Annotated in this window: 21 protein-coding genes and 1 tRNA gene; 8 read left to right on the forward strand and 14 right to left on the reverse strand. The window is 72.3% G+C overall.

Annotated elements, in window-relative coordinates:
* Positions 1-49 precede the first annotated feature (49 nt).
* Both ACFYNP_RS28780 and ACFYNP_RS28785 read right to left on the reverse strand, forming a co-directional pair.
* Positions 50-970, reverse strand: a complete 921-nt coding sequence (locus ACFYNP_RS28780; protein WP_388417013.1) for an NAD(P)-binding domain-containing protein — start codon at positions 968-970, stop codon at positions 50-52.
* Positions 971-1375: 405 nt separating this feature from the next.
* Positions 1376-1450: transfer RNA gene (locus ACFYNP_RS28785), tRNA-Cys, on the reverse strand.
* Between the two features lie 182 nt (positions 1451-1632).
* Here ACFYNP_RS28785 and ACFYNP_RS28790 point away from each other — a divergent pair.
* The 4 genes from ACFYNP_RS28790 (at position 1633) to ACFYNP_RS28805 (ending at position 7806) form a co-directional block, all read left to right on the forward strand.
* On the forward strand, positions 1633-3069 hold the full coding sequence (locus ACFYNP_RS28790) for an MFS transporter (protein ID WP_388789395.1): 1437 nt from the start codon (positions 1633-1635) through the stop codon (positions 3067-3069).
* Positions 3070-3858: 789 nt separating this feature from the next.
* Positions 3859-5643, forward strand: a complete 1785-nt coding sequence (locus tag ACFYNP_RS28795; RefSeq protein WP_388417018.1) for a DEAD/DEAH box helicase — start codon at positions 3859-3861, stop codon at positions 5641-5643.
* A 500-nt stretch (positions 5644-6143) separates the two neighbouring features.
* Positions 6144-6788: an IclR family transcriptional regulator gene (locus ACFYNP_RS28800; RefSeq protein WP_388417021.1), complete on the forward strand. Its 645-nt coding sequence runs from the start codon at positions 6144-6146 to the stop codon at positions 6786-6788.
* A gap of 229 nt (positions 6789-7017) precedes the next feature.
* Positions 7018-7806 carry a S16 family serine protease gene (locus tag ACFYNP_RS28805; RefSeq protein WP_388417024.1) on the forward strand — a complete coding sequence of 263 codons (789 nt, stop codon included), beginning with the start codon at positions 7018-7020 and terminating at the stop codon, positions 7804-7806.
* Here the strand turns inward: ACFYNP_RS28805 and ACFYNP_RS28810 are convergent.
* The 8 genes from ACFYNP_RS28810 to ACFYNP_RS28845 all read right to left on the reverse strand — a co-directional run bounded on the left by ACFYNP_RS28810 (position 7739) and on the right by ACFYNP_RS28845 (position 14635).
* Positions 7739-9049, reverse strand: a complete 1311-nt coding sequence (locus ACFYNP_RS28810) for an MFS transporter (protein ID WP_388417027.1) — start codon at positions 9047-9049, stop codon at positions 7739-7741. The genes ACFYNP_RS28805 and ACFYNP_RS28810 overlap by 68 nt on opposite strands.
* On the reverse strand, positions 9046-9246 hold the full coding sequence (locus tag ACFYNP_RS28815) for a hypothetical protein (RefSeq protein WP_388417030.1): 201 nt from the start codon (positions 9244-9246) through the stop codon (positions 9046-9048). The genes ACFYNP_RS28810 and ACFYNP_RS28815 overlap by 4 nt, the downstream gene beginning before the upstream one ends.
* A gap of 106 nt (positions 9247-9352) precedes the next feature.
* Positions 9353-9973, reverse strand: coding sequence for an ArsR/SmtB family transcription factor (locus tag ACFYNP_RS28820; RefSeq protein ID WP_388417033.1), 621 nt, complete (start codon positions 9971-9973; stop codon positions 9353-9355).
* Positions 9974-10155: 182 nt separating this feature from the next.
* Complete coding sequence (locus ACFYNP_RS28825) at positions 10156-11172, reverse strand: glycine betaine ABC transporter substrate-binding protein (protein ID WP_388417036.1); 1017 nt, start codon at positions 11170-11172, stop codon at positions 10156-10158.
* Positions 11172-12059: an ABC transporter permease gene (locus tag ACFYNP_RS28830; protein ID WP_388789398.1), complete on the reverse strand. Its 888-nt coding sequence runs from the start codon at positions 12057-12059 to the stop codon at positions 11172-11174. Before ACFYNP_RS28830 ends, ACFYNP_RS28825 begins: the two co-directional genes overlap by 1 nt.
* Complete coding sequence (locus ACFYNP_RS28835) at positions 12056-13336, reverse strand: betaine/proline/choline family ABC transporter ATP-binding protein (RefSeq protein WP_388789522.1); 1281 nt, start codon at positions 13334-13336, stop codon at positions 12056-12058. Before ACFYNP_RS28835 ends, ACFYNP_RS28830 begins: the two co-directional genes overlap by 4 nt.
* A 139-nt stretch (positions 13337-13475) precedes the next feature.
* Complete coding sequence (locus tag ACFYNP_RS28840) at positions 13476-14123, reverse strand: ABC transporter permease (RefSeq protein WP_388417041.1); 648 nt, start codon at positions 14121-14123, stop codon at positions 13476-13478.
* 26 nt (positions 14124-14149) lie between these two features.
* Positions 14150-14635 carry an Lrp/AsnC family transcriptional regulator gene (locus tag ACFYNP_RS28845; protein ID WP_388417045.1) on the reverse strand — a complete coding sequence of 162 codons (486 nt, stop codon included), beginning with the start codon at positions 14633-14635 and terminating at the stop codon, positions 14150-14152.
* 121 nt (positions 14636-14756) lie between these two features.
* Between ACFYNP_RS28845 and hppD the strand changes: the two genes are divergently transcribed.
* Complete coding sequence (hppD, locus tag ACFYNP_RS28850) at positions 14757-15899, forward strand: 4-hydroxyphenylpyruvate dioxygenase (RefSeq protein ID WP_388417048.1); 1143 nt, start codon at positions 14757-14759, stop codon at positions 15897-15899.
* 144 nt (positions 15900-16043) lie between these two features.
* Here hppD and ACFYNP_RS28855 read toward each other — a convergent pair whose 3' ends face one another.
* On the reverse strand, positions 16044-17666 hold the full coding sequence (locus tag ACFYNP_RS28855; protein WP_388789400.1) for a tetratricopeptide repeat protein: 1623 nt from the start codon (positions 17664-17666) through the stop codon (positions 16044-16046).
* Between the two features lie 97 nt (positions 17667-17763).
* On the opposite strand from ACFYNP_RS28855, the gene ACFYNP_RS28860 reads away from it, so the two are divergent.
* The gene (locus tag ACFYNP_RS28860; RefSeq protein WP_388789403.1) at positions 17764-19131 is read left to right on the forward strand and encodes an FAD-binding oxidoreductase; all 1368 of its coding nucleotides are present in this window, start codon (positions 17764-17766) and stop codon (positions 19129-19131) included.
* A 40-nt stretch (positions 19132-19171) separates the two neighbouring features.
* Here ACFYNP_RS28860 and ACFYNP_RS28865 read toward each other — a convergent pair whose 3' ends face one another.
* Together ACFYNP_RS28865 and ACFYNP_RS28870 are read right to left on the reverse strand one after the other, a co-directional pair.
* Positions 19172-19660 (reverse strand): SsgA family sporulation/cell division regulator, encoded by a 489-nt coding sequence (locus ACFYNP_RS28865; protein WP_388417056.1) that lies wholly within the window; start codon positions 19658-19660, stop codon positions 19172-19174.
* Positions 19661-19927: 267 nt separating this feature from the next.
* The gene (locus ACFYNP_RS28870; protein ID WP_388789406.1) at positions 19928-21094 is read right to left on the reverse strand and encodes a glycosyltransferase family 39 protein; all 1167 of its coding nucleotides are present in this window, start codon (positions 21092-21094) and stop codon (positions 19928-19930) included.
* Between the two features lie 297 nt (positions 21095-21391).
* Here ACFYNP_RS28870 and ACFYNP_RS28875 point away from each other — a divergent pair, with 297 nt between their 5' ends.
* Together ACFYNP_RS28875 and ACFYNP_RS28880 are read left to right on the forward strand one after the other, a co-directional pair.
* Positions 21392-22882 carry an RDD family protein gene (locus ACFYNP_RS28875; RefSeq protein ID WP_388789408.1) on the forward strand — a complete coding sequence of 497 codons (1491 nt, stop codon included), beginning with the start codon at positions 21392-21394 and terminating at the stop codon, positions 22880-22882.
* A 138-nt stretch (positions 22883-23020) separates the two neighbouring features.
* Complete coding sequence (locus ACFYNP_RS28880) at positions 23021-23821, forward strand: RDD family protein (RefSeq protein ID WP_388789411.1); 801 nt, start codon at positions 23021-23023, stop codon at positions 23819-23821.
* Here ACFYNP_RS28880 and ACFYNP_RS28885 read toward each other — a convergent pair.
* The gene (locus ACFYNP_RS28885) at positions 23807-24145 is read right to left on the reverse strand and encodes a hypothetical protein (RefSeq protein WP_388417067.1); all 339 of its coding nucleotides are present in this window, start codon (positions 24143-24145) and stop codon (positions 23807-23809) included. The genes ACFYNP_RS28880 and ACFYNP_RS28885 overlap by 15 nt on opposite strands.
* Positions 24146-24537 lie beyond the last annotated feature (392 nt).

Genomic DNA, 24537 nt, shown 5'->3' on the forward strand with positions numbered 1-24537 from the left:
ACGGGATCCGCCGGACGGGATCCGCCGGACAGGATCCGCCGGACAGGCCCTAGGCGGCGGCCGCCGGCCGAGGGCGCACGAGGAGGTCGACCACGCCGGTCAGGTCCTCCTCGGGGCTGCCCTCGGCGAGACGGCGGCGCATCAACGCGAAGTAGGGGGCGATCAGTTCGGGACTGACGCCCTGCTGTTCCGCGGTGTCGAGGAAGGCCGGCACCCCGCCCGCCTGCATACCGAGGTTCGACACGACGCCGGTCGTGTAGTCGCCGCTGTTGAGCTGCTCGGCGGTCCGGTGCACCGCCGGGGCCATCGCGCCCAGCCAGTCGGCGAGCAGCGGGGCCAGCGTGGCGGGGTCGATGTCCTCCGAGCGGATCAGGGCGAAGGCGTGCGCGGCCCCGGCGAACATCCCGTACATGGCGCTGAGCAGGGCCACGTCGTACAGCGCGGCGAATCCCGCGTCCTCGCCGACATAGGTGGTGCCGGCCGGTACGGCCAGAGCCGCGCCGTGCTCCTCGAACAGCTCGGGGGAGCCGCTGTAGAAGGCGTAGCCGCCCGCTTCCGGTACGCCGATCATCGGCGGTACGGCCATGATCCCGCCGTCCAGATAGCGGGCTCCGCGCTCGCGTGCCCAAGCGGCGCGGGCCCGGGCCAGAGCCGGGGTGCTGGTGGTCAGATTGACCACGTCCTTGCCGGTCAGATCGACTTCGGCGAGCACCTCGCCCACCGAGTCGTCGTCCAACAGGCAGACAACGACAAGGGAGTTGGCGGCCACCGCCGCGGCGGCACTCTCGGCGACACGAGCCCCGTCGGAGGCGAGCGCCGCGGCGCGGGCGGCGCTGCGGTTCCACACGGTGAGCGGATGCCCGGCGGCCATCCAGGCACGGGCCAGGGCCGTGCCCATGGCGCCGAGGCCGAGGAGGGTGAGAGGGGTGGCGGCGGGCAGGGTCGGAGTCTCGGAATCATTCTGTGTCATCTGTGTCTGAGGCATGTGGATCAGGCTCGTCGCGGCGCACCGGATGATCAAGTACGCACTAAAAAGTGCGTGGTCGCCCAGGGTGGGAGCGCGTCGGCATGCGAGACCGAACCCCCGGCGGGATCCGCGCGGCCGGTCGCTCGGCTCGGACCCGGCCCCCTGAAGGAGGGTGGCGACGGCACAGACTTCGCTGGGGGGCGTTCACGGGGCCGTGCTGTTGTGCCCTTGCTCCCGAGGGGGCCTACGCTGCCGCCGTCGCAGAAGTACGTCGAGATGAACCTCACGACCGACCGGGTCCCGGAGACGCCACGCACCAGATAGGCCCTGACCGGCCTGCTCAGGCAGTGCGCACAGTGCGCGCAGTTCGCCGAGCAGAAGCTCAAGTGCGCGAACGAATAACGAATGTGGAGGCCGTGGCGGGAATCGAACCCACGTAACTCGCTTTGCAGGCGAGCCCCTGAACCACTCGGGCACACGGCCGTGTGCTGGTGCGTCGGTACGAACGTAGGGGGTGGGCCGGGGGAGGGGAAGGGGGACGGGTGGGCTGCAATGTGACTGCCATGTGGCGTTCACGGGAGTTCGTGGGACTACGACCATCGGCGTAGCCGGAGTCCCGTCCTTTGACAGGGGTCAGACCGTAGGACGCCTCTTACTCTGAGCGGATGAGCGCTCTTGAACCGTCCGATGCCCGCCTCGCCGACCGCCCCTGGGAGGGCGTCGGCGAGGGCGGGATTCTGGGGCGGGAACATCGTGCGCTGAGTTTCGGGATCATCACCGTCGTGCTGCTCATCGCCTTCGAGGCGACGGCCGTCGGCACCGCGATGCCCGTGGCGGCGCGCGAGCTCGACGGGGTCTCGCTGTACGCCTTCGCCTTCTCCGCGTACTTCACGACGAGCCTGTTCGGCATGGTCGTCGCGGGGCAGTGGGCGGACCGGCGCGGGCCGCTCGGGGCGCTGGCCGTCGGGATGTCGGCGTTCGCGGCGGGGCTGCTGCTGTCCGGGACCGCGCTGAACATGTGGACGTTCATCGCGGGCCGGGCCGTGCAGGGGCTCGGCGGCGGGCTCGTGATCGTCGCGCTGTACGTCGTCATCGGCCGGGCCTATCCCGCGCGCCTCCAGCCGACGATCATGGCGGCGTTCGCGGCGGGGTGGGTGGTGCCGTCGGTGGTCGGGCCGCTGGTGGCGGGGACGGTCACCGAACAGCTGGGCTGGCGTTGGGTGTTCATCGGGATCCCCGTGCTCGTGGTGTTCCCGCTGGCGCTCGCGCTGCCCGCGACGCGGCGGATGGCGTCGGGGCCCGCCGATCCGTCGGCCCCGCCCGCGCCGTTCGAGCGGCGCCGGATCGGGCTGGCGCTCGCGATCTCGGTCGGCGCGGGGCTGATGCAGTACGCGGGGCAGGAGCTGAGGTGGCTGTCGCTGCTGCCGTTCGCGGCGGGGGCGGCCCTGCTCGGGCCGGCCGTGGTGGGGCGGCGGGCCCTGCTGCCGCACGGCACCTGGCGGGCGGCGCGCGGGCTGCCCGCCGTGGTGCTGCTGCGCGGGCTCGCGGCGGGATCCTTCATCGCGGCGGAGTCGTTCGTGCCGCTGATGCTGGTCACCCAGCGGGGGCTGAGCCCCACGATGGCCGGGCTCTCGCTGGCCGTCGGCGGGGCCACATGGGCGCTGGGCTCGTACGTCCAGGCCCGGCCCCGGATGGAGGCGCACCGGGAGCGGCTGATGGTGGTCGGGATGGTGCTCGTCGCCCTCGCGATCGTGGCCGCGCCGAGCGTGCTGTTCGAGGCGGTACCGGTGTGGGTGGTCGGCGTGGCCTGGGGCGTCGGCTGCTTCGGCATGGGCATGGTCATCGCCTCCACGAGCGTGCTGCTCCTGAAGCTCTCGGCCCCGCACGAGGCGGGGGCCAACTCGGCTGCCCTCCAGATATCGGACGGGCTGTCCAACGTGCTGCTGCTCGCGGCGGGCGGGGCGGGGTTCGCGGCGCTGGGCGGGGGCGCGGTGTCGGCGGCGGCCGCGCCGCATCCCGGGGCGTTCGCTGTGGTGTTCCTGCCGATGGGGGTGGTGGCGGGGGCCGGGGCGTTCGTCGCGGGGCGGGTTCGGGGGGCGTGAGCTGGCCGGGGTCCGCCCGACCCCGGCCGGGGTGCGCTGGGGCTCCGCCCCGGGCCCCGGGGTTTTGCCCCTCCCCGCCCCTTCCCGCAACCCTCCGGGGGTGGAATGGGGGAGGCGCGGCGGGCGGGGGTGAGCGGAACGGGGATGGGTGGGCTTCCGGGGGCTGCGCCCCGGGCCCCGCTTGTTCGGGTGCGGATCGTGCGGGGCTGGTCGCGCAGTTCCCCGCGCCCCTTAGCGGCGTTGGTGCTGGCCGGCATCGGGTACCTCAGCCCGTCCGGCTGATCGGTGCGGGCCCGCATATGGCACTTCAGCCTGTCCGGCGTTTGAGGACGAGCGCCGTTCAGGCGCGATACGGGGTCCGGGGCGGAGCCCCGAACCGGGGGTGCAGGGGGCGCAGCCCCCTGCGGGGGTTTCGAGGGGCGCAGCCCCTCTGGGGGTCTGGGGCGCAGCCCCAGGGCCCGGACCCTTCAGCCCGGCCGCACGGGCGGGTGGGTGGGCTAACCCCTGGGGTCCGGGGCGGAGCCCCGGGGGCCGGAACCAGCCAACCCCGGGTCACGGGCGGGCGGGTGGGCAAACCCCCGGGCCGGGCCCCAGGGGGCCGGGGGCATGGGGCCCGGCCCCAGGCACAGGGCTGTGAGCCCGCTCTCACAGCCGCCCCGCCGGGAGGCGATCCGTCGGGTATCCGACCCCGCGCCGGTAAGGTGGCCCGGTTGTCGTACGTAAGCCCCGCCGGGCCCCCGGCCCGGATGCCCGAGAATCCCGTACACCGAGAGACCCGAACCGGAGACCGTGACTACTACCGCCTCCCACCACCTCTCACCCGCCTTCCCCGGCCGCGCCCCCTGGGGCACGGCCAACAAGCTGCGTGCCTGGCAGCAGGGTGCTCTGGAGAGGTACGTCCAGGAGCAGCCGCGCGACTTCCTCGCCGTCGCCACCCCCGGCGCCGGCAAGACGACCTTCGCGCTGACGCTCGCGTCATGGCTGCTGCACCACCACGTCGTGCAGCAGATCACCGTCGTCGCGCCGACCGAGCACCTCAAGAAGCAGTGGTCGGACGCCGCCGCCCGGGTCGGCATCAAGCTCGACCCGGACTACAGCGCCGGGCCGCTGAGCAAGGAGTACCACGGCGTCGCCGTCACCTACGCCGGTGTCGGAGTGCGCCCGATGCTGCACCGCAACCGGTGCGAGCAGCGCAAGACCCTGGTGATCCTCGACGAGATCCATCACGCGGGGGACAGCAAGTCCTGGGGTGAGGCCTGCCTCGAAGCGTTCGACCCGGCCACCCGGCGGCTCGCGCTCACCGGCACCCCCTTCCGGTCCGACACCAACCCCATCCCCTTCGTCGCGTACGAGGAGGGCAACGACGGCATCCGCCGCTCCTCCGCCGACTACACGTACGGCTACGGCAACGCGCTCGCCGACGGCGTCGTGCGGCCGGTCATATTCATGAGCTACAGCGGCAACATGCGCTGGCGCACCAAGGCCGGGGACGAGATCGCCGCCCGGCTCGGCGAGCCCATGACCAAGGACGCCATCTCGCAGGCCTGGCGCACCGCGCTGGACCCGCGCGGCGACTGGATGCCCAACGTGCTGCGCGCCGCCGACCGGCGCCTGACCGAGGTCCGCAAGGCGATCCCGGACGCCGGCGCCCTAGTCATCGCCTCCGACCAGGACTCCGCCCGCGCCTACGCCAAGCTGATCCGCGAGATCACCGGCTCCAAGGCGACCGTCGTCCTGTCCGACGACACCGGGGCGTCGAAGCGGATCGACGAGTTCGCCGAGAGCGACGACCGGTGGATGGTCGCCGTCCGCATGGTGTCGGAGGGCGTCGACGTGCCGCGTCTGGCCGTCGGCGTGTACGCGACCACCATTTCGACGCCGCTCTTCTTCGCCCAGGCCGTCGGCCGTTTCGTGCGGTCCAGGCGACGCGGCGAGACCGCTTCCGTTTTCCTGCCCACCATTCCGATGCTCCTCGGCTTCGCCAACGAGATGGAGGTCGAGCGCGATCACGTGCTCGACAAGCCGAAGAAGGACGGCGAGGAAGAAGACCCGTACGCCGAGTCCGAACAGGAAATGGACGAGGCGAACAAGCAGGAGGACGAGGACACCGGGGAGGACATGCTCCCCTTCGAGGCCCTCGAATCCGACGCCGTCTTCGACCGGGTCATGTACAACGGCGCCGAATTCGGCATGCAGGCCCACCCGGGAAGCGAGGAGGAGCAGGACTATCTCGGCATTCCGGGGCTGCTCGAACCCGACCAGGTGCAGATGCTGCTCCAGAAGCGGCAGGCCCGGCAGATCGCGCACAGCCGCCAGAAGCCGGCCGAGGAGGCCGACCTCCTGGAGATGCCCGCGGAGCGCCGGCCCGTCGTCTCGCACAAGGAGCTGCTTGAGCTCCGCAAGTCGCTGAACACGATGGTCGGCGCGTACGTCCATCAGAGCGGCAAGCCGCACGGTGTGATCCACACCGAGCTGCGCCGGGTGTGCGGCGGCCCGCCGAGCGCGGAGGCGACGGCCGGGCAGCTCCGCGAGCGGATCAAGAAGGTCCAGGAGTGGGCCACCCGCATGAAGTAGCGGCTGTGCCGGGGGGCGAACCCCGCACAACGAACGGGGCCCGGCGTGCGTTGCCGGGCCCCGTTCGGGATCCCAAGGGATCGGGATGTGTACGAGGACCGGCCCCCACGGACGCCCCTCGAACGTCTGCCACAGTAATGTCCCGGCAAATCCGTGTCGGTCGGCCAAGGTCCCCGCTAAGACGGACTTAGGTCCCGAACAGACGCGAACAGGGACCAAATTCGTCGGCCACGGGCATTATTCGTCCATCTGCCGGTGCGGTTCCGTCCATTCCGCCGGCTCCGGAATTCCGCTCGCGCCCGGATTCTGGACGAGGTCTTCCGCTGAGCGGTGTCCGCTCGCTACTGTCCCCGCCATGCAAACGCCCCGTGGCAGCGTCGCCGCGGAGCGCAGCCGGTGCCTTGGCCTCGCCGGCGGGCTCTGCGCGCGACGCCGATGGGACCGGCGCCGCGAACCACGTGAGAGTGCCGCCGCGACTCACCACTTAAGGAGTGGGTGTCGTGACCGCGGAGACCTCCCAGACCCTCGACCGGGGACTGCGTGTCCTCAAGCTGCTCGCCGACACCGATCACGGTCTGACGGTCACCGAGTTGTCCAACAAACTCGGCGTCAACCGCACGGTCGTCTACCGCCTGCTCGCGACCCTGGAGCAGCACGCCCTCGTCCGCCGCGACCTGGGCGGCCGGGCCAGGGTCGGGCTCGGCGTGCTGCGCCTGGGCCGCCAGGTGCACCCGCTGGTCCGCGAGGCCGCGCTGCCCGCGCTGCGTTCGCTCGCCGAGGACATAGGCGCGACCGCCCACCTCACCCTCGTCGACGGCTCGGACGCGCTCGCCGTGGCCGTGGTCGAGCCGACCTGGACGGACTACCACGTGGCCTACCGGGCCGGGTTCCGTCACCCGCTGGACAAGGGTGCGGCCGGCCGGGCGATCCTCGCCGCCCGCCAGTCCGGCGGTCTCACCGAGCCCGGCTTCACGCTCACCCACGGCGAGTTGGAGGCCGGGGCGAGCGGCGCGGCCGCGGCGCTGGTCGGGGTCACCGGGATAGAGGGCAGCGTGGGCGTGGTGATGCTCGCGGACGCCGTACCCGAACGGGTCGGGCCCCGGGTCGTCGACGCGGCGAGGGAAGTCGCCGACGCCCTGCGCTGAGCCGACGCGGTGAGGGAAGTCGCCGACGCCCTGCGCTGAGCCGACGCGGTGAGGGAAGTCGCCGACGGCCCGCGCTGAGCCGCGCCCCGTGCTGAGCCGCGCCCCGAGCCGTGCCGACGCGCCCAGCCCGGCCGCACCCCGAGCCGGGCCGACGCGCCCAGCCCGGCCGCCCCCCGCGTCCGTACGCACCCGGCCCGGGCGGCCGAGCGCGTACGGATAGATTGGTGGCGTGCTCACTCGTCACTCCCGCCTCCGCAACCTCGCCATCGGCGCCGCACCGGTCGTCGCGCTGCTCGCCGTCGCCTGCTTCGCGCCGCTGCCGTTCGCGGTGGCGCAGCCGGGGCCGACCGCGAACGTGCTCGGGAACGACGAGGGCAAGCCGGTGATCACCATCTCCGGGGCACCCACCCGCCCCACCACCGGTCAGCTGCGGATGACCACCATCGTGGCCACCGGGCCCAACCAGGACGTCGGCATCTCCGACGTCGTCGACGGCTGGTTCCGCACCGACCGGGCCGTGATGCCCCGGGACTCGGTCTATCCGGGCGGCGGCAGCGAGAAGGAGATCTCCGCGCACAACCAGGCCCAGATGAAGCAGTCGCAGGACGCCGCGTCCGTCGCGGCCCTCGGCTACCTCGGTCTGAGCCCGGACAAGGTCAAGGTCGATCTGCACCTCGCCGACGTCGGCGGCCCGAGTGCCGGGCTGCTCTTCACCCTCGGCATCATCGACAAGCTGAACGGCGACGGCTCGGGCGGGGACCTCACCGGCGGTCGCACCATCGCCGGGACGGGGACGATCAGCGACGGCGGGGACGTCGGCGCGGTCGGCGGGGTCGCGCTCAAGACGCAGGCCGCCGCCCGGGACGGGGCGACCGTCTTCCTCGTGCCGGAGGCCGAGTGCTCGGACGCCAAGTCGGAGCTGCCCAAGGGGCTGCGCCTGATCCCCGTGACTACGCTGAAGGGTGCGGTGTCCGCGCTCCGGGCGCTGCCGAAGGGCGACCCGGTTCCGTCCTGCTGACGGCCGGCGCGTCCATGTCCTTCCACGCCGGGAGGACCAGCGGGCTCAGCGTGGCGAGCAGATACACCCCGCCGACCACGAGCAGCGCGCCGCGCAGCCCAGCGCTCTGGACGAGGAGGCCCGCGGCGAGCCCGCCGAGCGGCATGGCCAGTTCGCAGCCCGCGGTGAGCACCCCCGCGACCCGGCTGCGCAGCGCGTCCGGCACCTTCTCGTAGATCACCGTCGTGAGGATCGGGTTGAGCGCGCCACTCGCGAGCCCCGCCACCACCATGGTGACCGCGAGCGGCGCGGTGGTGCCGGTCAGCGCGGCGACCGCGTACCGGGGCGCCCCGCACAGGAGCACACAGGCCGTGAACACCGTCCGGCGCCCGAAGCGGTGGCCGACCAGGCCGTACAGCAGCGCACCGGACAGGCCGCCCGCCGCGAACAGGGCTGTGAGCAGGCCGAGTTGGGGCGCGCCGCCCAGGTTCCGCTCGGCGTGCACCGGGAGGAGTACCGAATTCCAGCCCTGATCGGTGCCGTTCATCAGCATCACCATGGTGACCACCGCGAGCAGCAGCCGGGCACGGCCCAAGTAGGCGTATCCCTCGCGGAGTTCGGCCCGGTAGGTGCGGAGGGAGACCGGCGGAGCGTCTCGCCGGGGCCGGGCCTCGCGCACCCCGCGCAGCCCGGTCGCGACGAGCGCCGCCGAGACGGCGAAGGTGGCCCCGTCGATGAGCAGGACGTTCCCGGCCCCGGTCACCGCGATCAGCACCCCCGCGAGGGCCGCGCCGGTCATCCGGGCGCCGCGCGAGACGGCGTCGTAGACGCTGGCCGCGCGCGCCAGGGTCGTGCCCGAGCGGCCGGCCAGGTCGGGCAGCAGGACGTAGCGGGCGGAGGCGCCCGGGGTGTGGGCGAGCCCGCCGAGCGCCATCAGGGCGCAGAGCAGCCAGAACTCCAGGAGCCCGGCGTGGTGCAGGAGCGGGATGGCGGCGACCGCGAGCCCGCACACCACATCGGAGCCCACCGAGATCCGGCGTCGCCCCACACGGTCGATGACCGGGCCGCCGATCAGTGCCGAGACCACGATCGGCAGCGTCGCACAGAAGGCGACCACGCCGGCCCGGCCCGCGCTGCCCGTGGTCTGGAGCACGAACCACGGCACCCCGATCAGGGTGAGTGAACTGCCGCTCGCGGAAACGGCGTTGGCGGTGAGCACGGCCACGAGCGGCCGTCTGTCGCGGTGTCCCCCCGGCCCGCTCATGCGATGCGGGCTTGCCTACGGGGCTTCTGTTCGGTCAGGCGCAGGCCCAACTCGACCAGGAGCCAACCCAGTTGGTTGCGCAGGTGACGCTCGCGGGGAAGCGTGACGGCGCGGGTCCGCGCCGCCGAACTGGCGGCCAGGGCCGCCAGTTCGGCGGCGCGCTGGTGGTGCAGAAGGAGGTGGATGTCGCTGTGCATGGCGCGATTCCCTTCGGCTGGTACGGGTGTCGACGGCGCGGACTTCAGCGGTGCGGGTGCCGGCGCTGTGGGTGCCGGTGCTGTGGGTGTCGGTGGGCGCCGGGGTTCAGCGGGGCGGGGTGGAGCGCGGGAAGGAGTGCAGATGGACGCGGACCTGTGCGGCGTCGGCGGCAGACGCCGGATCCTGGGCCAGGCCGCGGTACGTCTCGACCACGGCGTGCAACTTGTCGTTCAGCTCGGTGAGTTGAGTTGGCGTCAGATCCAGCGTGAAGTCGCTCAGGTCGAAGCTGGTGGACCAGATCTCCGGCCAGTCGCCCATGGTCGCGAGCCAGGTCGAGACCTCCTGGGTGTGGATGTCGGCGATCTCGTGCCGGAACAGGCTGGCCGCGCCCCGCACTTCGGGGTCGTTGCTGGCGTGCAACTCGTCGGCGAACGACACGCCGCTGTGCACGGCCTTCCACCAGCGCTCCCGGCCCTTGCCGCGTTCCGGGTCGTCCTCGACGAAGCCGTGCGTGGCGAGCTGGCGCAGGTGGTAGCTGGTCGCGCCGCTCGACTCGCCCAGCCGCTCGCCCAGGCGCGAGGCGGTGGCCGGTCCGTCGTGCCGAAGGGACTTCAGGATGCGGATCCGCAAGGGGTGGGCGAGTCCGCGCAGGGAGCGGGCGTCGAGGATGCGTTCCCCGCTCGCGTTCGTGGCGGACGAGGCGTCGGGCCGCTTGTTCTCGGGCATGGTCCAAAGATAGCTATGCAAAGAGAGCCTTGCAACGCTTTCTTTGCATCGACTTCTTGGTGACGCCCGTCCCGGCGCCCCGCCTTCCTCCGACGACCCCCGGCCTCCTCCGACGACCCCCGGCGTCCGCCGACGACCCCCGGCGTCCGCCGACGCCCGCCACGCCCGCCACAGGGCTCGCCTCACCCCTTCTTGATGAACCCCTCCCGGATCAGCCAGTCGAGCGCCACGTCGTGCGGGTCCTGGCCGTCCACGTCGACCTTGGCGTTGAGCTCCCGGGCGACCTGCGTGGTCAGCTTGGCGCTGAGCGGGTTCAACAGGTCCGCGATCGCCGGGTACTTGTCGTACGTCCTGCTGTGCAGCTCGGGCGCCGCGTTGTAGTTCGGGAAGAAGTGCTTGTCGTCCTCCACGGTCGCCAGGTCCATCGCCTTGATGCGGCCGTCGGTGGTGAACACCTCGCCGAGCAGACAGGAGTTGGACTTGGACACCTGGGTGTAGACGATCCCGGCGTCCATCTTCTGGATGTTGGAAGCGGGGATCGACATCCCGTACGCCTTCTCCATGCCGGGCAGCCCGTCCTCGCGCGAGGCGAACTCGTTCTCCACGCAGATCGTCACCGCCGAAGGGTCCTTCTGGGACAGCGCGGCCACGTCCGAGAGCGTCTTCAAGTGGTACTTGGCGTTGTTGGCCTGGCTGATGCCCAGCGAGTAGGTGTTGTTGAGGGTGGACTGGGGCAGCCAGGTCACGCCGTTCTTCCGGTCGGCGTCGCGCACCGCCCGCCACTGCGCCTGCGGGTCGACGATCGGCTTGCTGTTGCCGAGGTAGGTGATCCAGGCCGTGCCGGTGTACTCGTACATCGCGTCCGCGTCGCCCTTCACGATCGCCTCGCGGGCGCTGATCGAGCCGGGCAGGTTGGTGCGGTCCAGGACCTCGGCACCGGCCGCCTTGAAGACCAGGCCGACCATCTGGCCCAGGATGATGTTCTCGCTGAAGTTCTTCGAAGTGACCGTCAGGGAAGCCCCCTTGAGGGGCAGCCCCTTGCCGACCGACCCGGGCACCACGTCGTCCACCAGCGGGGAGCCGGACTTGAGCCCGCAGCCGGCCAGCACGGCCAGCAGCGCGAGCGCGCCCCCGGCGGCGGCCAGTGCCGTACGCGGGTGTCGACGCGGGTGTCGCCGGTGTCGATGCGGGTGTCGCATCACTCCACCTCCAGTCCGCGCGGGGTCAGCGCCAGCTCGGCCAGCGAGGCCAGCCAGTCCACGAGCAGGGCGAGTGCCACCGTGAGGATCGAGCCGAGCACCAGGACCGGCATGCGCTGGGTCTGGATGCCCGAGGTGATCAGGTCGCCGAGCCCGCCTCCACCGCCGAAGGTGGCGAGCGTGGCGGTGCCGACGTTCAGGACGAGCGCGGTGCGCACCCCCGCCAGGATCAGCGGTACCGCGAGCGGCAGTTCGACCTTGCCCAGGGTGCCGGGCGCCGACATCCCGATGCCCCGGGCCGCCTCGACGAGCTGGGGGTCGATCGCCTTCAGGCCCGCCACCGTGTTGGAGAGCACCGGCAGGACCGCGTAGATCACCATGCCGATGATCGCGGTGCCGGGGCCGATGCCGAGCCAGATCACCAGGAGGGCGAGCAGGCCGATGGCGGGGGTGGCCTGCCCGATGTTGGCGACCGCGGTGACCAGCGGGGCCGCCCGGCTCACCCCGCGCCGGGTCAGCGCGATGCCCAGCGGGATCGCGATGATCAGCACCCAGAAGGTGGAGATCGCGGTCAGCTTCACGTGCTGCCACAGGCGCAGCTGGACGTTGCCGTTGTCGATCGAGTTCCGCGCGATCGCGTCCAGGTGGACGTTGGTGATCCAGAAGTAGGTGAGGAGGAGGATCACCGCGAGGACGGCCGGCAGGATGACCAGCTTCTGCCAGGTGATCCGGCGGGCCGTTCTTCCGGGTGCCGGGCCCGCCGCGTCCTCGGGCTCCGCGAGCGGGTCGGCCAGCGGATCGGACAGCTCGTCCCGGAAGGCGTGGCCCTTGACCTCGTGCTCGCCCGGCGGACGGTCGGCGGGGGCGGGGCTCCTGGGCGGCGTCATGACGTCTCCGCACCGCCCTCCAGCTCCTGTTCGGTCTGGTGGTGGCGGAGCTCCGCGAGGTCGTGCTGGTGCTCGATGGCGGCGAGCCGGTCGGCCTCCAGGAGTTCGTGCACGGAGTTCATCAGCGTCTCCATGTCGACGACGCCGATGTATTCGCCGCGCCGCCCGGTCACCGCGACCCGGCCGCCGGAGTCGGTGAGCACGGCCTCCAGGGCGTCGTGCAGGGTCGCGTCCCGGGTCACCGTGTCGTGCACCAACTGCCCGGCCCGCGCCAGAGAACCCTTGGCGCGCATCAGGTCGCCGCGCCGCAGCCACTTGTAGGGGCGGTTCCTGCGGTCCAGCATGAGCAGCTCGTTGTGCGGGCCGCTGCGCAGCTTGTTGAAGATCGACTGGAGCGGGTCGTCGACGGTGACCGTGGGGAACTCGGCCATCTCCACGTCCCGTACGCGGGTGAGGTTGAGCCGCTTGAGGGCGGCGCCCGCACCCACGAAACCGGAGACGAAGTCGTCGGCCGGGTTGGTGAGAATGGCCTCGGGGGTGTCGAACTGGGCGATGTGCGAGCGTTCGCGCAGCACCGCGATGCGGTCGCCGAGCTTGATCGCCTCGTCGAAGTCATGGGTCACGAAGACGATCGTCTTGTGCAGTTCGTGCTGGAGCCGGATCAGCTCGTCCTGGAGGTGGTCGCGGGTGATCGGGTCGACCGCGCCGAACGGCTCGTCCATCAGGAGGACCGGGGGATCGGCCGCCAACGCCCTTGCCACGCCCACGCGTTGCTGCTGTCCGCCGGAGAGCTGGCGCGGATAGCGGCCATGGAACTCGCGCGGGTCGAGCCCGACCAGGTCGAGCATCTCCTCCACCCGGTCCTTCACCTTCGACTTGGACCAGCCGACCATCTTCGGGACGAGCGCGATGTTCTCGGCGACCGTCATGTGCGGGAAGAGCCCGGACGACTGGATCGCGTAGCCGACCTTGCGGCGCAGCTTCACCGGGTCGATGTCGGTGACGTCCTCGTCGTTGATCCGGATGCGGCCGGACGTCGGCTCGATCAGCCGGTTGATCATCTTGAGCGTGGTCGACTTCCCGCAGCCCGACGGGCCCACGAAGATGACGGTCTCGCCCGCCTTGATCTCCATGGTGACGTTGTCCACGGACGGTTCGGGGTTGCCCGCGTACCGCTTGGTGAGGTTCTCCAGCTGGATGGAGGCCCCGGAGGTCGCGGCCCCGCTCGGCGCGGGCGCGGCCGCGGCCCGCTGGTGCTCGGCCCGCTCCTCCTCGATCCGCTCCTCCTCGATCCGCTCGTGCTCGCCCCGGCCGTACCCGGACCGTTCGTAGTCCGACCGCTCGTGCTCGGACCGCTCGTGCTCGGACCGCTCGTGCTCGGACCGCTCGTGCTCGGACCGCTCGTGCTCGAATCGCTCAGACACGGATCCCCCTCGGGATGGTGAGACGGCCGATCAGGACGTACGCCGCGTCGAAGAGCAGGGCGAGCACCACGATGCCCAGGGTGCCGGCGAGCACCTGGTTGATGGCGTTGGCGCTGCCGAGCGAGGCGATGCCGCGGAAGATCTCGTTGCCGAGGCCGGGGCCCGAGGCGTACGCCGCGATGGCCGCGATGCCCATCAGCATCTGCGTGGAGACCCGGATCCCGGTCAGGATCGGCGGCCAGGCCAGCGGGAGTTCGACCCGCAGCATGCGGGCGGCCCGTGACATCCCGATGCCCTTGGCCGCGTCCACCAGGGAGGGGTCCACTCCGCGCAGGCCGACGATCGAGTTGCGCACGATCGGCAGCAGCCCGTACAGCGTCAGGGTTACCACGGTGGGGGCCACGCCCAGGCCGACCAGCGGGATCAGCAGGCCGATCATGGCGAGCGAGGGGATCGTGAGGATCGACGACGTGGTGGTGATGGCCAGGCCCGCCGCCCAGCCGCTGCGGTACGTCACCACGCCGATGAGAACGCCGAGCACGGTCGCGATCACCATGCACTGGAACACCGCGCTCGCGTGCTGGTAGGCATCGGTGAGCAGCTGTTGGTGTCTGCTGGACAGGAAGTCCCAGAAGCCCATGCGCGCTCACCCCTGTCGGTCGCCGGTCAGCCGTCGCCGGGGACGGAGTCCTGTGCCGCCTGCTCCACCAGCGGGATGATCCGCAGCGGGACCGGGTTCTCCATGACGATCGCCGTGGCGGCCCGGACGATGCCATCAAAACCGACAACCCGGTCGATCACACGCTGGAGATCGGCGTTGGAGCGGGCCACGAGCCGGCACAGCATGTCGCCCTGGCCGGTGGTGGTGTGCAGTTCGAGGACCTCGGGCACGGACGCCAAGTGGGCCCGTACGTCCGCCCCCTGGCCCTGTTTGATCTCCAGCGTCGCGAAGGCCGTGACGGGGTAGCCGAGCGCCGCGGGGTCGACGTCGGGGCCGAGGCCCCGGATGACTCCATTCGACTGAAGACGGTCGAGCCGCGCCTGGACCGTGCCGCGCGCGACCCCGAGCCGGCGCGAGGCCTCCAGGACCCCGATCCGGGGCTCCCGGGCGAGCAGCACGATCAGACGCCCGTCCAAATGATCGATCGACATGGCCGCCTCCGGATGGTCATCGTGTACAAGACGCCCCTAGATACTGCCCATCCACTGCACAGATTGACCAGTGAAAACGCGAACTATTGCGCAGCTTGCCGGACAGCGAGACTCTGCGGCCATGACTGAGACCATCGATCAGACCCCCGAAACCGCGCGGCAGGCCGACCCCTTCCCGGTGAAGGGCATGGACGCGGTCGTCTTCGCCGTGGGCAACGCCAAGCAGGCCGCGCACTACTACTCGACGGCCTTCGGCATGAAGCTGGTCGCGTACTCCGGACCGGAGAACGGCAGCCGCGAGACCGCCAGCTACGTGCTGACCAGCGGCGCCGCCCGCTTCGTTTTCACCTCCGTCATCAAGCCGACGACCGACCGGGGACGCTTCCTGGCCGAGCACGTCGCCGAGCACGGCGACGGTGTGGTGGACCTCGCCATCGAGGTGCCGGACGCGCGCGCCGCGTACAAGTACGCCACCGAGCACGGCGCCACCGGCATCGAGGAGCCGCACGAGGTGGGCGACGAGCACGGCACCGTCGTCCTCGCCGCGATCGCGACGTACGGCAAGACCCGGCACACCCTGGTCGAGCGCACCGGCTACCACGGCACCTACCTGCCCGGATTCGTCGAGGCCGCGCCGCTGGTGGAGACGCCGAAGCGCTTCTTCCAGGCGATCGACCACTGCGTGGGCAACGTCGAGCTCGGCAAGATGAACGAGTGGGTGGCGTTCTATAACAACGTCATGGGCTTCACCAACATGAAGGAGTTCGTGGGCGACGACATCGCCACCGAGTACTCCGCGCTCATGTCGAAGGTCGTCGCCGACGGCACCCTCAAGGTGAAGTTCCCGCTCAACGAGCCGGCCATCGCCAAGAAGAAGTCGCAGATCGACGAGTACCTGGAGTTCTACGGCGGCCCCGGCGTCCAGCACATCGCGCTCGCCACCAACGACATCGTCGCCTCGGTGCGCTCCATGCGCGCGGCCGGCGTCCAGTTCCTGGACACCCCCGACTCGTACTACGACACCCTCGGCGAATGGGCCGGCGAGACCCGGGTCCCGGTCGAGACGCTGCGCGAGCTGAAGATCCTGGTCGACCGCGACGAGGACGGCTACCTCCTCCAGATCTTCACCAAGCCGGTCCAGGACCGTCCCACCGTCTTCTTCGAGATGATCGAGCGGCACGGTTCGATGGGCTTCGGCAAGGGCAACTTCAAGGCCCTGTTCGAGGCGATCGAGCGCGAGCAGGAGCTCCGCGGCAACCTCTGACCTGCAACGCACCACGCGCGTACGGTAATTGAGTTACCGTCACTAGTCTGCGGCCCCACGGACCTGACCCGTGGGGCCGTGGCCTTTCCGGCCCCGCTCCCCGTCCTGTGCCCGGCCCTGCCCCGGGCCCGCGTCCGCGCCGGTTCAGCCGCGCCGCGAGGGCTTCGCGGGGCGGGGCCTCGCCGGGCGCTTGGACCCCTGGCTCGACGACTGGCCCGACGAAGAACCCGACGACGCGGAACTGCCGCCCCCGCCCCCGCCACCCCCGGAGCCCGACTGCGCGGCGGCGGCCACATGGCCGTACATGTCCCGTGGCCCGCCGTCCGCAGGCTCACCGAGCGCCGCGAGTGCCTCGGCCGCCTTCGGCGCGAGCACCGGTGAGAACTGCGGATTGGTACGCAGTGCGTCCTGGAGGTGCCGCCGGGCCGCGCCGGACTGGCCCAACTCCCGTTCGATGGTGGCCTGGTGGTAGGAGAACAGGGCGCTGCGCACCCCCGAGTCGGTGGCCTTGCGCACATGGGCGAGGCCCTCCTCCGGTTCGCCCGCCCGGTACATCGCCCAGCCCAGCGCGTCCTCGGCCGCCGCGCTGGGATGGGCCTTCCACTCGGCTTCGAGACGGTCCACGGCCGCGTGCGCGGCCCCGTGGTCGGCCTCGAACCGGCCGAGCACCAGGGCGTCGTCCACGCCGTTGGACCCGTCCCTCGCGGCCAGTTCGTGCAGCTTGTCGAACCAGGCGCGGGCGTCGCCGTCCAGTCCCTGCGACTCGTACAACTCGCCCAGTTCCAGGAGGTATTCGGGCCGCGGCAGGACCGCGACCGCCGCCAGGTAGTCCCGCTGGGCGTCCGCCTTGCGGCCGAGCGCCACCTTGGCCCTGGCCCGGCCCGCGAGCGCCGCGTGGGCGCCCGGATCGGTGCGCAGCGCCGCCTCGTAGTGGGCGAGGGCCGCGTCCGGCTCGCCCCGCTCCCACGCCAGGTCGCCCGCCGAGACCAGGGCGGCCGCCTTCTGCACGGGCGAGGTGGCGTGCGCGACCGCCTCGTCCAGGGCCACCAGGGCGTCCTCGCGCCAGCCGTGCTGCCGGTAGACCTCGGCGGCTTCGGTCAACGCCGGTGTGCCGGAGCGCAGTTCGAGCATCTGCTCCACCGCCTTGGCCGCCGCCTTCGGGTCGCCGAGCCCGTTGTACGCCTCGATCAGCGGCGGGTACAGCGTCCAGCGGTCGGCCTTGCGGGCGCGTACGGATTCGGCCAGGGTGCGCGCCGCCGCGTAGTCGTGCCGGGCGTTGGCGAGGGCCGCGAGCCCGGTCTCCGCGTCCAGGTTGTCCTTCGGGCGCACCTGGAGCGAGCGCTTGAGCGCCCACTCGGCGCGCGGGTAGTACGAGGAGTCGGCACCCCGCACGCCCCGCTCCAGATAGGCGGAGCCGAGCACCGTCCACGAGGCGTCGTCGTCGGGGTGGGTGCGCACCCAGGCGGCGCGGTCCGTGATCAGGGCCGTCACATCGGCCACCGAAGCGGGTGCGCCGCCGGTCACCGCCGTCAGGGCCCGGGCCGCCGGACCCGGAGCGGGCGGCGGGGCCTTCGGCTCCCGGCCGTCCGGCATGATCAGCAGGACGCCGCCGACCAGCACGCCCGCCGCGAGGGCCACCAGGACCGCCCGCTTCAGGGCCCGGCGCGGCCCGGACCGCGGCGAGGTCCGCTGGGCCGCGGCCGCGGTCGACTGCCACGCCGCCCGCCGGGCCGCGTCCGCATCGTGTTCGGTCTTCGCGATCTCCATGGCGTTCACTGTGCGTCAATACGAAGACCACACCGGCCCCGCCCGACCGGCCGGGGAAAGGGTTCACACCGATGGCCCCGGGTGCCAGGCTGAAGACATGGACGATCTTCTCGAACGGCTGCGCGAGCACCTCCCGGCGGACGCCGTCGTCACCGACCCCGACATCACCGCCTCCTACGCCCACGACATGGCGAGCTTCTGCGCGGCGGGCCGTCCGGCCGTGGTGGTGCTGCCCCGCACCGTCGAAGAGGTGCAGCACGTGATGCGCACGGCGACCGCGCTGCGGGTGCCCGTCGTGCCGCAGGGCGCGCGCACCGGCCTGTCCGGCGCGGCCAACGCCAGCGACGGCTGCATCGTGCTGTCCCTGGTCAAGATGGACCGCATCCTGGAGATCAGCCCGGTCGACCGGGTCGCGGTGGTGGAGCCCGGCGTCGTCAACGCCGTGCTGTCCCGCGCCGTCCACGAACACGGGCTCTACTACCCGCCGGACCCGTCCAGTTGGGAGATGTGCACCATCGGCGGGAACATCGGCACCGCCTCCGGCGGCCTGTGCTGCGTGAAGTACGGGGTGACCGCCGAGTACGTCCTCGGCCTTGAGGTCGTGCTCGCGGACGGGCGGCTCATGAGCACCGGCCGGCGCACCGCCAAGGGCGTCGCCGGGTACGACCTGACCCGGCTCTTCGTGGGCTCCGAGGGCAGCCTCGGCATCGTTGTCAAAGCGGTGCTCGCGCTGCGGCCCTCGCCGCCGCCCCAGCTCGCGCTCGCCGCCGAGTTCGGCTCCGCCGCGGCCGCCTGCGACGCGGTCGTCCGGATCATGGAGGGCGGGCACGCCCCCTCGCTGCTCGAACTCATGGACCGCACCACCATCCGGGCCGTCAACCGCATGGCGAACATGGGCCTGCCCGACACCACCGAGGCGCTGCTGCTCGCCGCCTTCGACTCCCCGGACCCGGCCGCGGACCTCGCCGCCGTCGGCGAGCTGTGCACCGCCGCGGGCGCCACCCAGGTCGTCCCGGCCGAGGACGTGGCCGAGTCCGAACTGCTGCTCCAGGCACGGCGGTTGTCGCTCACCGCTCTGGAGACGATCAAATCGGCCACGATGATCGACGACGTGTGCGTGCCGCGCTCGAAGCTCGCCGCGATGCTCGAAGGCACCTCGGCGATCGCCGCCAAGTACGAGCTGACCATCGGCGTCTGCGCCCACGCCGGCGACGGCAACACCCACCCGGTGGTCTGCTTCGACGCCGAGGACGAGGGCGAGTCGCGGCGCGCCCGCGAGTCCTTCGACGAGATCATGGCGCTCGGCCTGGAGCTGGGCGGCACCATCACCGGCGAACACGGCGTCGGCGTCCTGAAGAAGGAGTGGCTGGCCCGCGAGCTCGGACCGGTCGGCATCGAGATGCAGCGCGCGGTCAAGCACGCCTTCGACCCGCTCGGTCTGCTGAACCCGGGCAAGCTGTTCTGAGCCGGTTCCGGCGGGTTCTGCGCCCCGACGCCCCGCCCGCTCACGCGCCCTCCTCCGGCCGGGACTCGTCGGAGGGCCAGGGGTCGCGCAGCCACAGCTCGTCGACCACGCCACCCGTGGTCGGCGCGAGCAGCTCGGCCAGGCCGTCGTCCAGGCCGAGCCGCTCGCACTCGGAGCCCGGCGGCACCGCCCGCAGCGTCCGCTCCAGCCACGCCGAGACCTGGGCGGCGGGCGCTTCGAGCAGCGCGTCGCCGTCCGGCGAGCTGAGTGCCATCAGGACCACGCTGCGGCCCTCCACCTTCGTCGGCCAGATCCGCACGTCCCCGTGGCCGCACGGCCGGAACACCCCCTCGACCAACAGCTCGCGCGCGAACGTCCAGTACACGGGCGATTCGGAGCCGATGTGGAAGGCGATGTGCACGGCGTACGGGTCGTCGGTGCGGTAGGTGAGCCGGGCCGGGACGGGGATGCTGCGCTCGGGCGACAGCACCAGCTTGAGCTCCAGCTCGCGTTCCACCACGGTGTGCATGGGGTCCCTCTTCTCTTCCCTGTACGCCCCGGCGCGGGGCTCGTACGTCTGCGTGCTGCGGTACGGGCCCGTGCGGGGCCGTACAGGGTGAGAGCGCGTTCCCCCGAGGTCATTACGCGACTTCGGGAAGTTTTTCTCAGCGGATTCGCGGAGACCGACCGGAACCGGCCCCCCCCCCCGCGATCGGAACCGGCCCCCCCCCGCGATCGGGCCGGCCGACCGGCTTCGCCCGGCCGCTCCTTCGGAACCGGCCCCGGCCGGCCGCTGCTACGGCGGCCCCGAGCCGTTGAGCCAGCTCGCTCCGTACACCGCGGAGCCCAGCGCGAGCGCGGCCACCACCGCCGCCGCCCGGGCGCGCCGGACCCGCGACAGGGCGAGTGCCACCGGCAGCAGCAGCGGGAACGCGGGGAGCAGCAGCCGGGGTTTGGAGCCGAAGTAGCCCGACGAGCACAGCGCGAGGGCCATGACGATGCCGGTGTAGACGAGCAGCGGCAGCGGCTGACGCCCGCGCACACAGGCCGCGAACGCCCCGAGGGCGAGCACGGTGCCCGCGATCAGGGCGATCCCGGCGAGCACGACGGGCCACCCGCCGAGGTGGTCCAGGATGAACTCCCCGTACGCCAGGCCCCCGTCGAAGCCGTTGCCCCACTCGCCCTGCACGTCGAGATAGGCGAACGGACTGCCCCGCCGCACCCCCACCCACAGGACGTAGCCGGCCGCGCCGAGCGGGGCCAGCACCATCCCGGTGAGCATCCGCGCGTCCGGGCGCCGGGTGCGCCGGGCCTCGACGACGGCCCCGGCCCACAGCGCGGCGGCCACCGCGAGCCCGACCGGGCGGGTGAGCCCCGCGAGCGAGGCGAGCAGCCCCGCCTCCACCCAGCGCCGCCGCAGCACCGCGTACAGCGCCCAGACGGCGAGCGCCGCGAAGAGGGCCTCGCTGTACGCCATCGACTGGACGATCCCGACGGGCATCGCCGCCCACAGCGCCACCAGGAGCAGCCCCGCCCGGTGCCCGTACAGGTGATGGCCCATCAGATACATGCCCCAGGCGGCGAGCAGCCCCGCGAGCCCGCTGATGAGCAGCCCCGCGTCGCCGGGCCCGAGCGGGCTCACCGCGGCGACGGCCCGCTCCAGCCAGGGCAGCAGCGGGAAGAAGGCCATGTCGGAGAGGACCCGGCCGTCGGGTGCGGTCAGCGTGAAGTCGTAGCCCGACTCGGCGACCCGCACGTACCAGATCGAGTCCCAGCGCGCCGAGAGCAGGTCGTGGGCGTCGGAGCCGGCCAGGCGCGACCACAGGGCGAGCACCAGCAGGCCGAGCGCGCGGATCGCCGCGAAGACCGCGACGGCCGACCAGGCCCGCCGTGGCGCGGACGCCGGCGGCAGGGAGCCGGTCGCCGGATCGTCGTGACCGGTTCGGCCAGGCCCCACGCGCATTCCCCACTCACTTTCCTGACCGGCCGGGCACGTTCCTGACCGGCCGGGCCGGGTGCACCAGTTCGATCGGCAACGACTGTACGCACTGGTGGGACTCCGCCGCGCGGCCCCGCCCCGGGGTGCCCCGCGCGGCCCGGAGTCGCTCGTACGCGGTCTTACTCCCCGGCTTCCTGCTACCGGCCGCGCGTTCTTCGTTACTGTCCTCCTGGGACAAGCGGAAGCGCGCGGTCGGTGCCCGGTCCGGCCGGGCCGCCGCGGCAGAGATCAAGTGTGCTGGATCGGAACGGAGTTGGGGACATGGCGACGGTTCCTCCTGACAGCGGCGGGAGCGTAGCCCGGGAAGGGTATTACCCGGACCCCTCCATTCCCGGATATGTCCGGTACTGGAACGGGGTCTCCTGGGTGCCCGGCACGAGCCGGCCCGCCCCCGCCGCGGGCGAGGCGCCCCCCGCCCCGCCGCCGGGCGCGGCTCCCGCCCCGGCCCCCTCGCTCGCCGCCGCCCCGCCGGTCCAGGCCGCCCCCGTCGAGGAGACCGGCCCCGTCTTCCTGGACGAGCCCGAGGCCTCGGCCGCGCCCGCGCCGGGCCAGGGCGTCCGCCCCGAGCCGGCCTGGCACGCGGACGCCGCCCACCAGTCCGGCTTCGGCGGCGACCAGGACCGCCGGGTCTCCTGGGGCCGGCCGGTCGATCCGCGCGGGCTGCCCGAGGCGGCCGACCCGCGTCTGCCCGACCCCCGGCGCGCGGAGCCGGCGCAGTCCCCGCAGCCGGTGCCGCCGACGGCTTCCGTGCGGCCCGGCAGCTCGGTGCCGCACCAGAGCCAGCAGCAGTCGGGACGCCCGGCGGGGGCCATGCCGCCCGCTGTGGAACCGGCCCCCGCCCGGGCCCAACTGCCGTCCACGGCAGGCCCGTTGGCGTCGTCACCGACGGGCCGCGCGGACGGCGCGTACACGGCCCCCGTCCAGCCCCAGCCCGTGCAGCCACGTCCTGCACAGCCCCAGCCCGTCCAGCCGAACCCCGTTCAGCCGAACCCCGTCCAGCCCCAGCCCTCGCACCACCAGCCCGCGCAGGCGCAGCCCGTACAGCCCCTGCCCGGACAGCCCCTGCCCGGACAGCCGCACTCCGCGGTGGCCGGGTCGCCGATGACGGCGGGGCCCGGGGGAGGGGCCGCGTCCTGGGCGCAGCAGGTGCACCAGCTCGCGCAGCCCGAGCCGCAGCCGCAGTCGCCGCCGCAGTCGCAGGAACCTGTCGTGCCGTGGAAGCCCCCGGTCTCCGACCCGTTCCTCGCGGCCGCGCAGGCGCAGGCCTCGGCCCGGCCCGCCGGGCTCGGCAGGCGCCTGATCGCGCGGCTCGTGGACACCGTGCTGCTCGGCGCCCTCGTCGGAGGCCTCGCCGTACCGCTCCTGACGAAGGCGGGCGACCACATCCAGCAGAAGATCGACGCGGCGAAGCTGTCGGGGCAGACGGTGACCGTCTATCTCCTCGACGGCACGACGGCCGGCCTCCTCGGCATCGTGCTCGGCGGATTCCTCGTCCTCGGTCTGCTTTACGAGGCGCTGCCCACCGCCAAGTGGGGCCGCACGCTCGGCAAGCGGCTCTGCGGGGTGCAGGTGCGCGGCATCGAGTCGTACGAGCCGCCCACCTTCGGCCAGGCGGCGCGGCGCTGGCTGCTCTACGGGGTGCTCGGTCTCCTCGCGGTCGGCGTGATCAACGTGATGTGGTGCGTCTTCGACCGACCGTGGCGCCAGTGCTGGCACGACAAGGCGGCCCGCACCTTCGTCGCGCAGGGCTGAGGTCCCGGGCCGGTCCCGTGGTGAGGTCCGGGGCGGCTCCCCGGGGCCGGAGTCCGGGGCCCGGAGTCCGGGGCCGGGCGTCCCCCGAACGGCGTCCCCCCGGTCGCGGGGGCAACGCGCGCGCGTTGCACTACCGGCATGAGCACCGATCAGCCGCCGCCCGGTCAGCCGCCCGAGGACGACCCGTTCCTCAAGAAGCCGTCAGAGCCTCCGGGGAGCGGGTCCCCCTACGGGGGCGCGCAGCCGCCCCCGGGGCCGCCGCCCGGTGACTCCCCCTACGGCTCGGGTCCACCGCCCGGCGGTGCGGGCCCCTATGGCGCGCCCCCGCCCTCCGGCGGCGGAGGTCCGTACGGCGGACCGCCTCCCCCCGGTGGCGGCTCGCCGTACGGCAGCGCGCCGCCACCGCCTTCCGACCCCTACGGGGGCGGCTACGGCGGGGTCGACCCGCTGGCCGGAATGCCGCCGCTCGCCGATTACGGCAAGCGGTTCCTGGCCCGTGTCATCGACTTCCTGATCATCGCGGTACCGCTCGGCCTGATCGAGTGGGCGACCAGCAACCGGGTCGTCATCTCCACCACGGACAACGGCGACTCCGGCACCGAGGTGATCAGCAAGGCGTACTCCGGCACCGGTCTGCTCTGGCTCCTGATCACCCTCGTCGTCTACATCGGCTACGACACCCTGATGGTGTCCAAGTCCGGTCAGACGCTGGGCAAGAAGTGGCTCGGGCTGCGGGTCGCGATGCTCAACGACGGCAGCGTGCCGACCACCAACTCGGCACTCGCCCGGGCCGCCGTGCTGTGGGCGCCGTTCGTGCTGTGCTGCTACTGCCTGTGGGACATCGTCCTGGCCATCACGATCGTGGCGGACAAGCCGTACCGGCAGGGCTGGCACGACAAGGCCGGCAAGACGGTGGTGGTGGTCTCAACCCCGCAGTGAGTGCTCGCGCGTGACCGCCCGCCGCTCGCGGGGGGCGGGAACCCGCACGGCGGAGCTCCCGCCGACGGCCGCACGGTTCTCCGGTGTCGCACCAGCGACCGGGACCGTGCGGCCGTCGGCGTTGGCGTTGGCTTCGGCACGGGCCCGGCGGGGCAGCGGCATGGGAACCGTCACGGCGACGAGGAGGCCGAGCAGCAGCGCGGCCAGGACGATGACCGCGACTCCGACGCCGGACTCGGTGCGGGACAGCAGCAGCATGGCGACGGTCGAGAAGACGACGGTGGCCGAACCGTAGGAGAGCTGTGCGGCAGTGGGACGCGGCATGGCAGTCATCCGTCCTGAGGGTTCGGATAGGGGGTGAGCCTCTCGACCGTTCTCAACCGGCGGGCCTGGCCACCGGATCGCACTGCCAAGCGACTCTACGTCGGTCCATGCCCGAGCGGAACTGTTGGTAAGCGTGACCTAACCCACGGTGCCGGTGCACGGGGGGCGCACGGAGTCATTCCGCGAAGCGGCCCGGTCCACATGCCGAGATGCGTGCACCTGTTGTCCCGGTCTGTTACCACGCCCGTCATGTTCGGATAGCGGAACTGGCCTTCTGCATAATGTACTTGGCACGAACAAGTCAAGATCTGTCTTTTCTTTGGTAACTCCGGTCCAATGTCGTCACTTGAGACGCGTGTCGAGCACCGGAGCCAACCCCTCACCCCCCGGTT

The organism is Streptomyces sp. NPDC006691 (assembly GCF_042869955.1).
In the GTDB taxonomy this organism is placed as follows: domain Bacteria; phylum Actinomycetota; class Actinomycetes; order Streptomycetales; family Streptomycetaceae; genus Streptomyces.

What these genes read in the sequence shown, in the direction of transcription:
- ACFYNP_RS28780 (WP_388417013.1), bottom strand. Translation starts at nt 970, where the DNA reads ATGACACAGAATGATTCCGAGACTCCGACCCTGCCCGCCGCCACCCCT.
- ACFYNP_RS28790 (WP_388789395.1), top strand. Translation starts at nt 1,633, where the DNA reads ATGAGCGCTCTTGAACCGTCCGATGCCCGCCTCGCCGACCGCCCCTGG.
- ACFYNP_RS28810 (WP_388417027.1), bottom strand. Translation starts at nt 9,049, where the DNA reads ATGAGCGGGCCGGGGGGACACCGCGACAGACGGCCGCTCGTGGCCGTG.
- ACFYNP_RS28815 (WP_388417030.1), bottom strand. Translation starts at nt 9,246, where the DNA reads ATGCACAGCGACATCCACCTCCTTCTGCACCACCAGCGCGCCGCCGAA.
- ACFYNP_RS28820 (WP_388417033.1), bottom strand. Translation starts at nt 9,973, where the DNA reads ATGCCCGAGAACAAGCGGCCCGACGCCTCGTCCGCCACGAACGCGAGC.
- ACFYNP_RS28825 (WP_388417036.1), bottom strand. Translation starts at nt 11,172, where the DNA reads ATGCGACACCCGCATCGACACCGGCGACACCCGCGTCGACACCCGCGT.
- ACFYNP_RS28830 (WP_388789398.1), bottom strand. Translation starts at nt 12,059, where the DNA reads ATGACGCCGCCCAGGAGCCCCGCCCCCGCCGACCGTCCGCCGGGCGAG.
- ACFYNP_RS28840 (WP_388417041.1), bottom strand. Translation starts at nt 14,123, where the DNA reads ATGGGCTTCTGGGACTTCCTGTCCAGCAGACACCAACAGCTGCTCACC.
- ACFYNP_RS28845 (WP_388417045.1), bottom strand. Translation starts at nt 14,635, where the DNA reads ATGTCGATCGATCATTTGGACGGGCGTCTGATCGTGCTGCTCGCCCGG.
- hppD (WP_388417048.1), top strand. Translation starts at nt 14,757, where the DNA reads ATGACTGAGACCATCGATCAGACCCCCGAAACCGCGCGGCAGGCCGAC.
- ACFYNP_RS28855 (WP_388789400.1), bottom strand. Translation starts at nt 17,666, where the DNA reads ATGGAGATCGCGAAGACCGAACACGATGCGGACGCGGCCCGGCGGGCG.
- ACFYNP_RS28860 (WP_388789403.1), top strand. Translation starts at nt 17,764, where the DNA reads ATGGACGATCTTCTCGAACGGCTGCGCGAGCACCTCCCGGCGGACGCC.
- ACFYNP_RS28865 (WP_388417056.1), bottom strand. Translation starts at nt 19,660, where the DNA reads ATGCACACCGTGGTGGAACGCGAGCTGGAGCTCAAGCTGGTGCTGTCG.
- ACFYNP_RS28870 (WP_388789406.1), bottom strand. Translation starts at nt 21,094, where the DNA reads ATGCGCGTGGGGCCTGGCCGAACCGGTCACGACGATCCGGCGACCGGC.
- ACFYNP_RS28875 (WP_388789408.1), top strand. Translation starts at nt 21,392, where the DNA reads ATGGCGACGGTTCCTCCTGACAGCGGCGGGAGCGTAGCCCGGGAAGGG.
- ACFYNP_RS28880 (WP_388789411.1), top strand. Translation starts at nt 23,021, where the DNA reads ATGAGCACCGATCAGCCGCCGCCCGGTCAGCCGCCCGAGGACGACCCG.
- ACFYNP_RS28885 (WP_388417067.1), bottom strand. Translation starts at nt 24,145, where the DNA reads ATGCCGCGTCCCACTGCCGCACAGCTCTCCTACGGTTCGGCCACCGTC.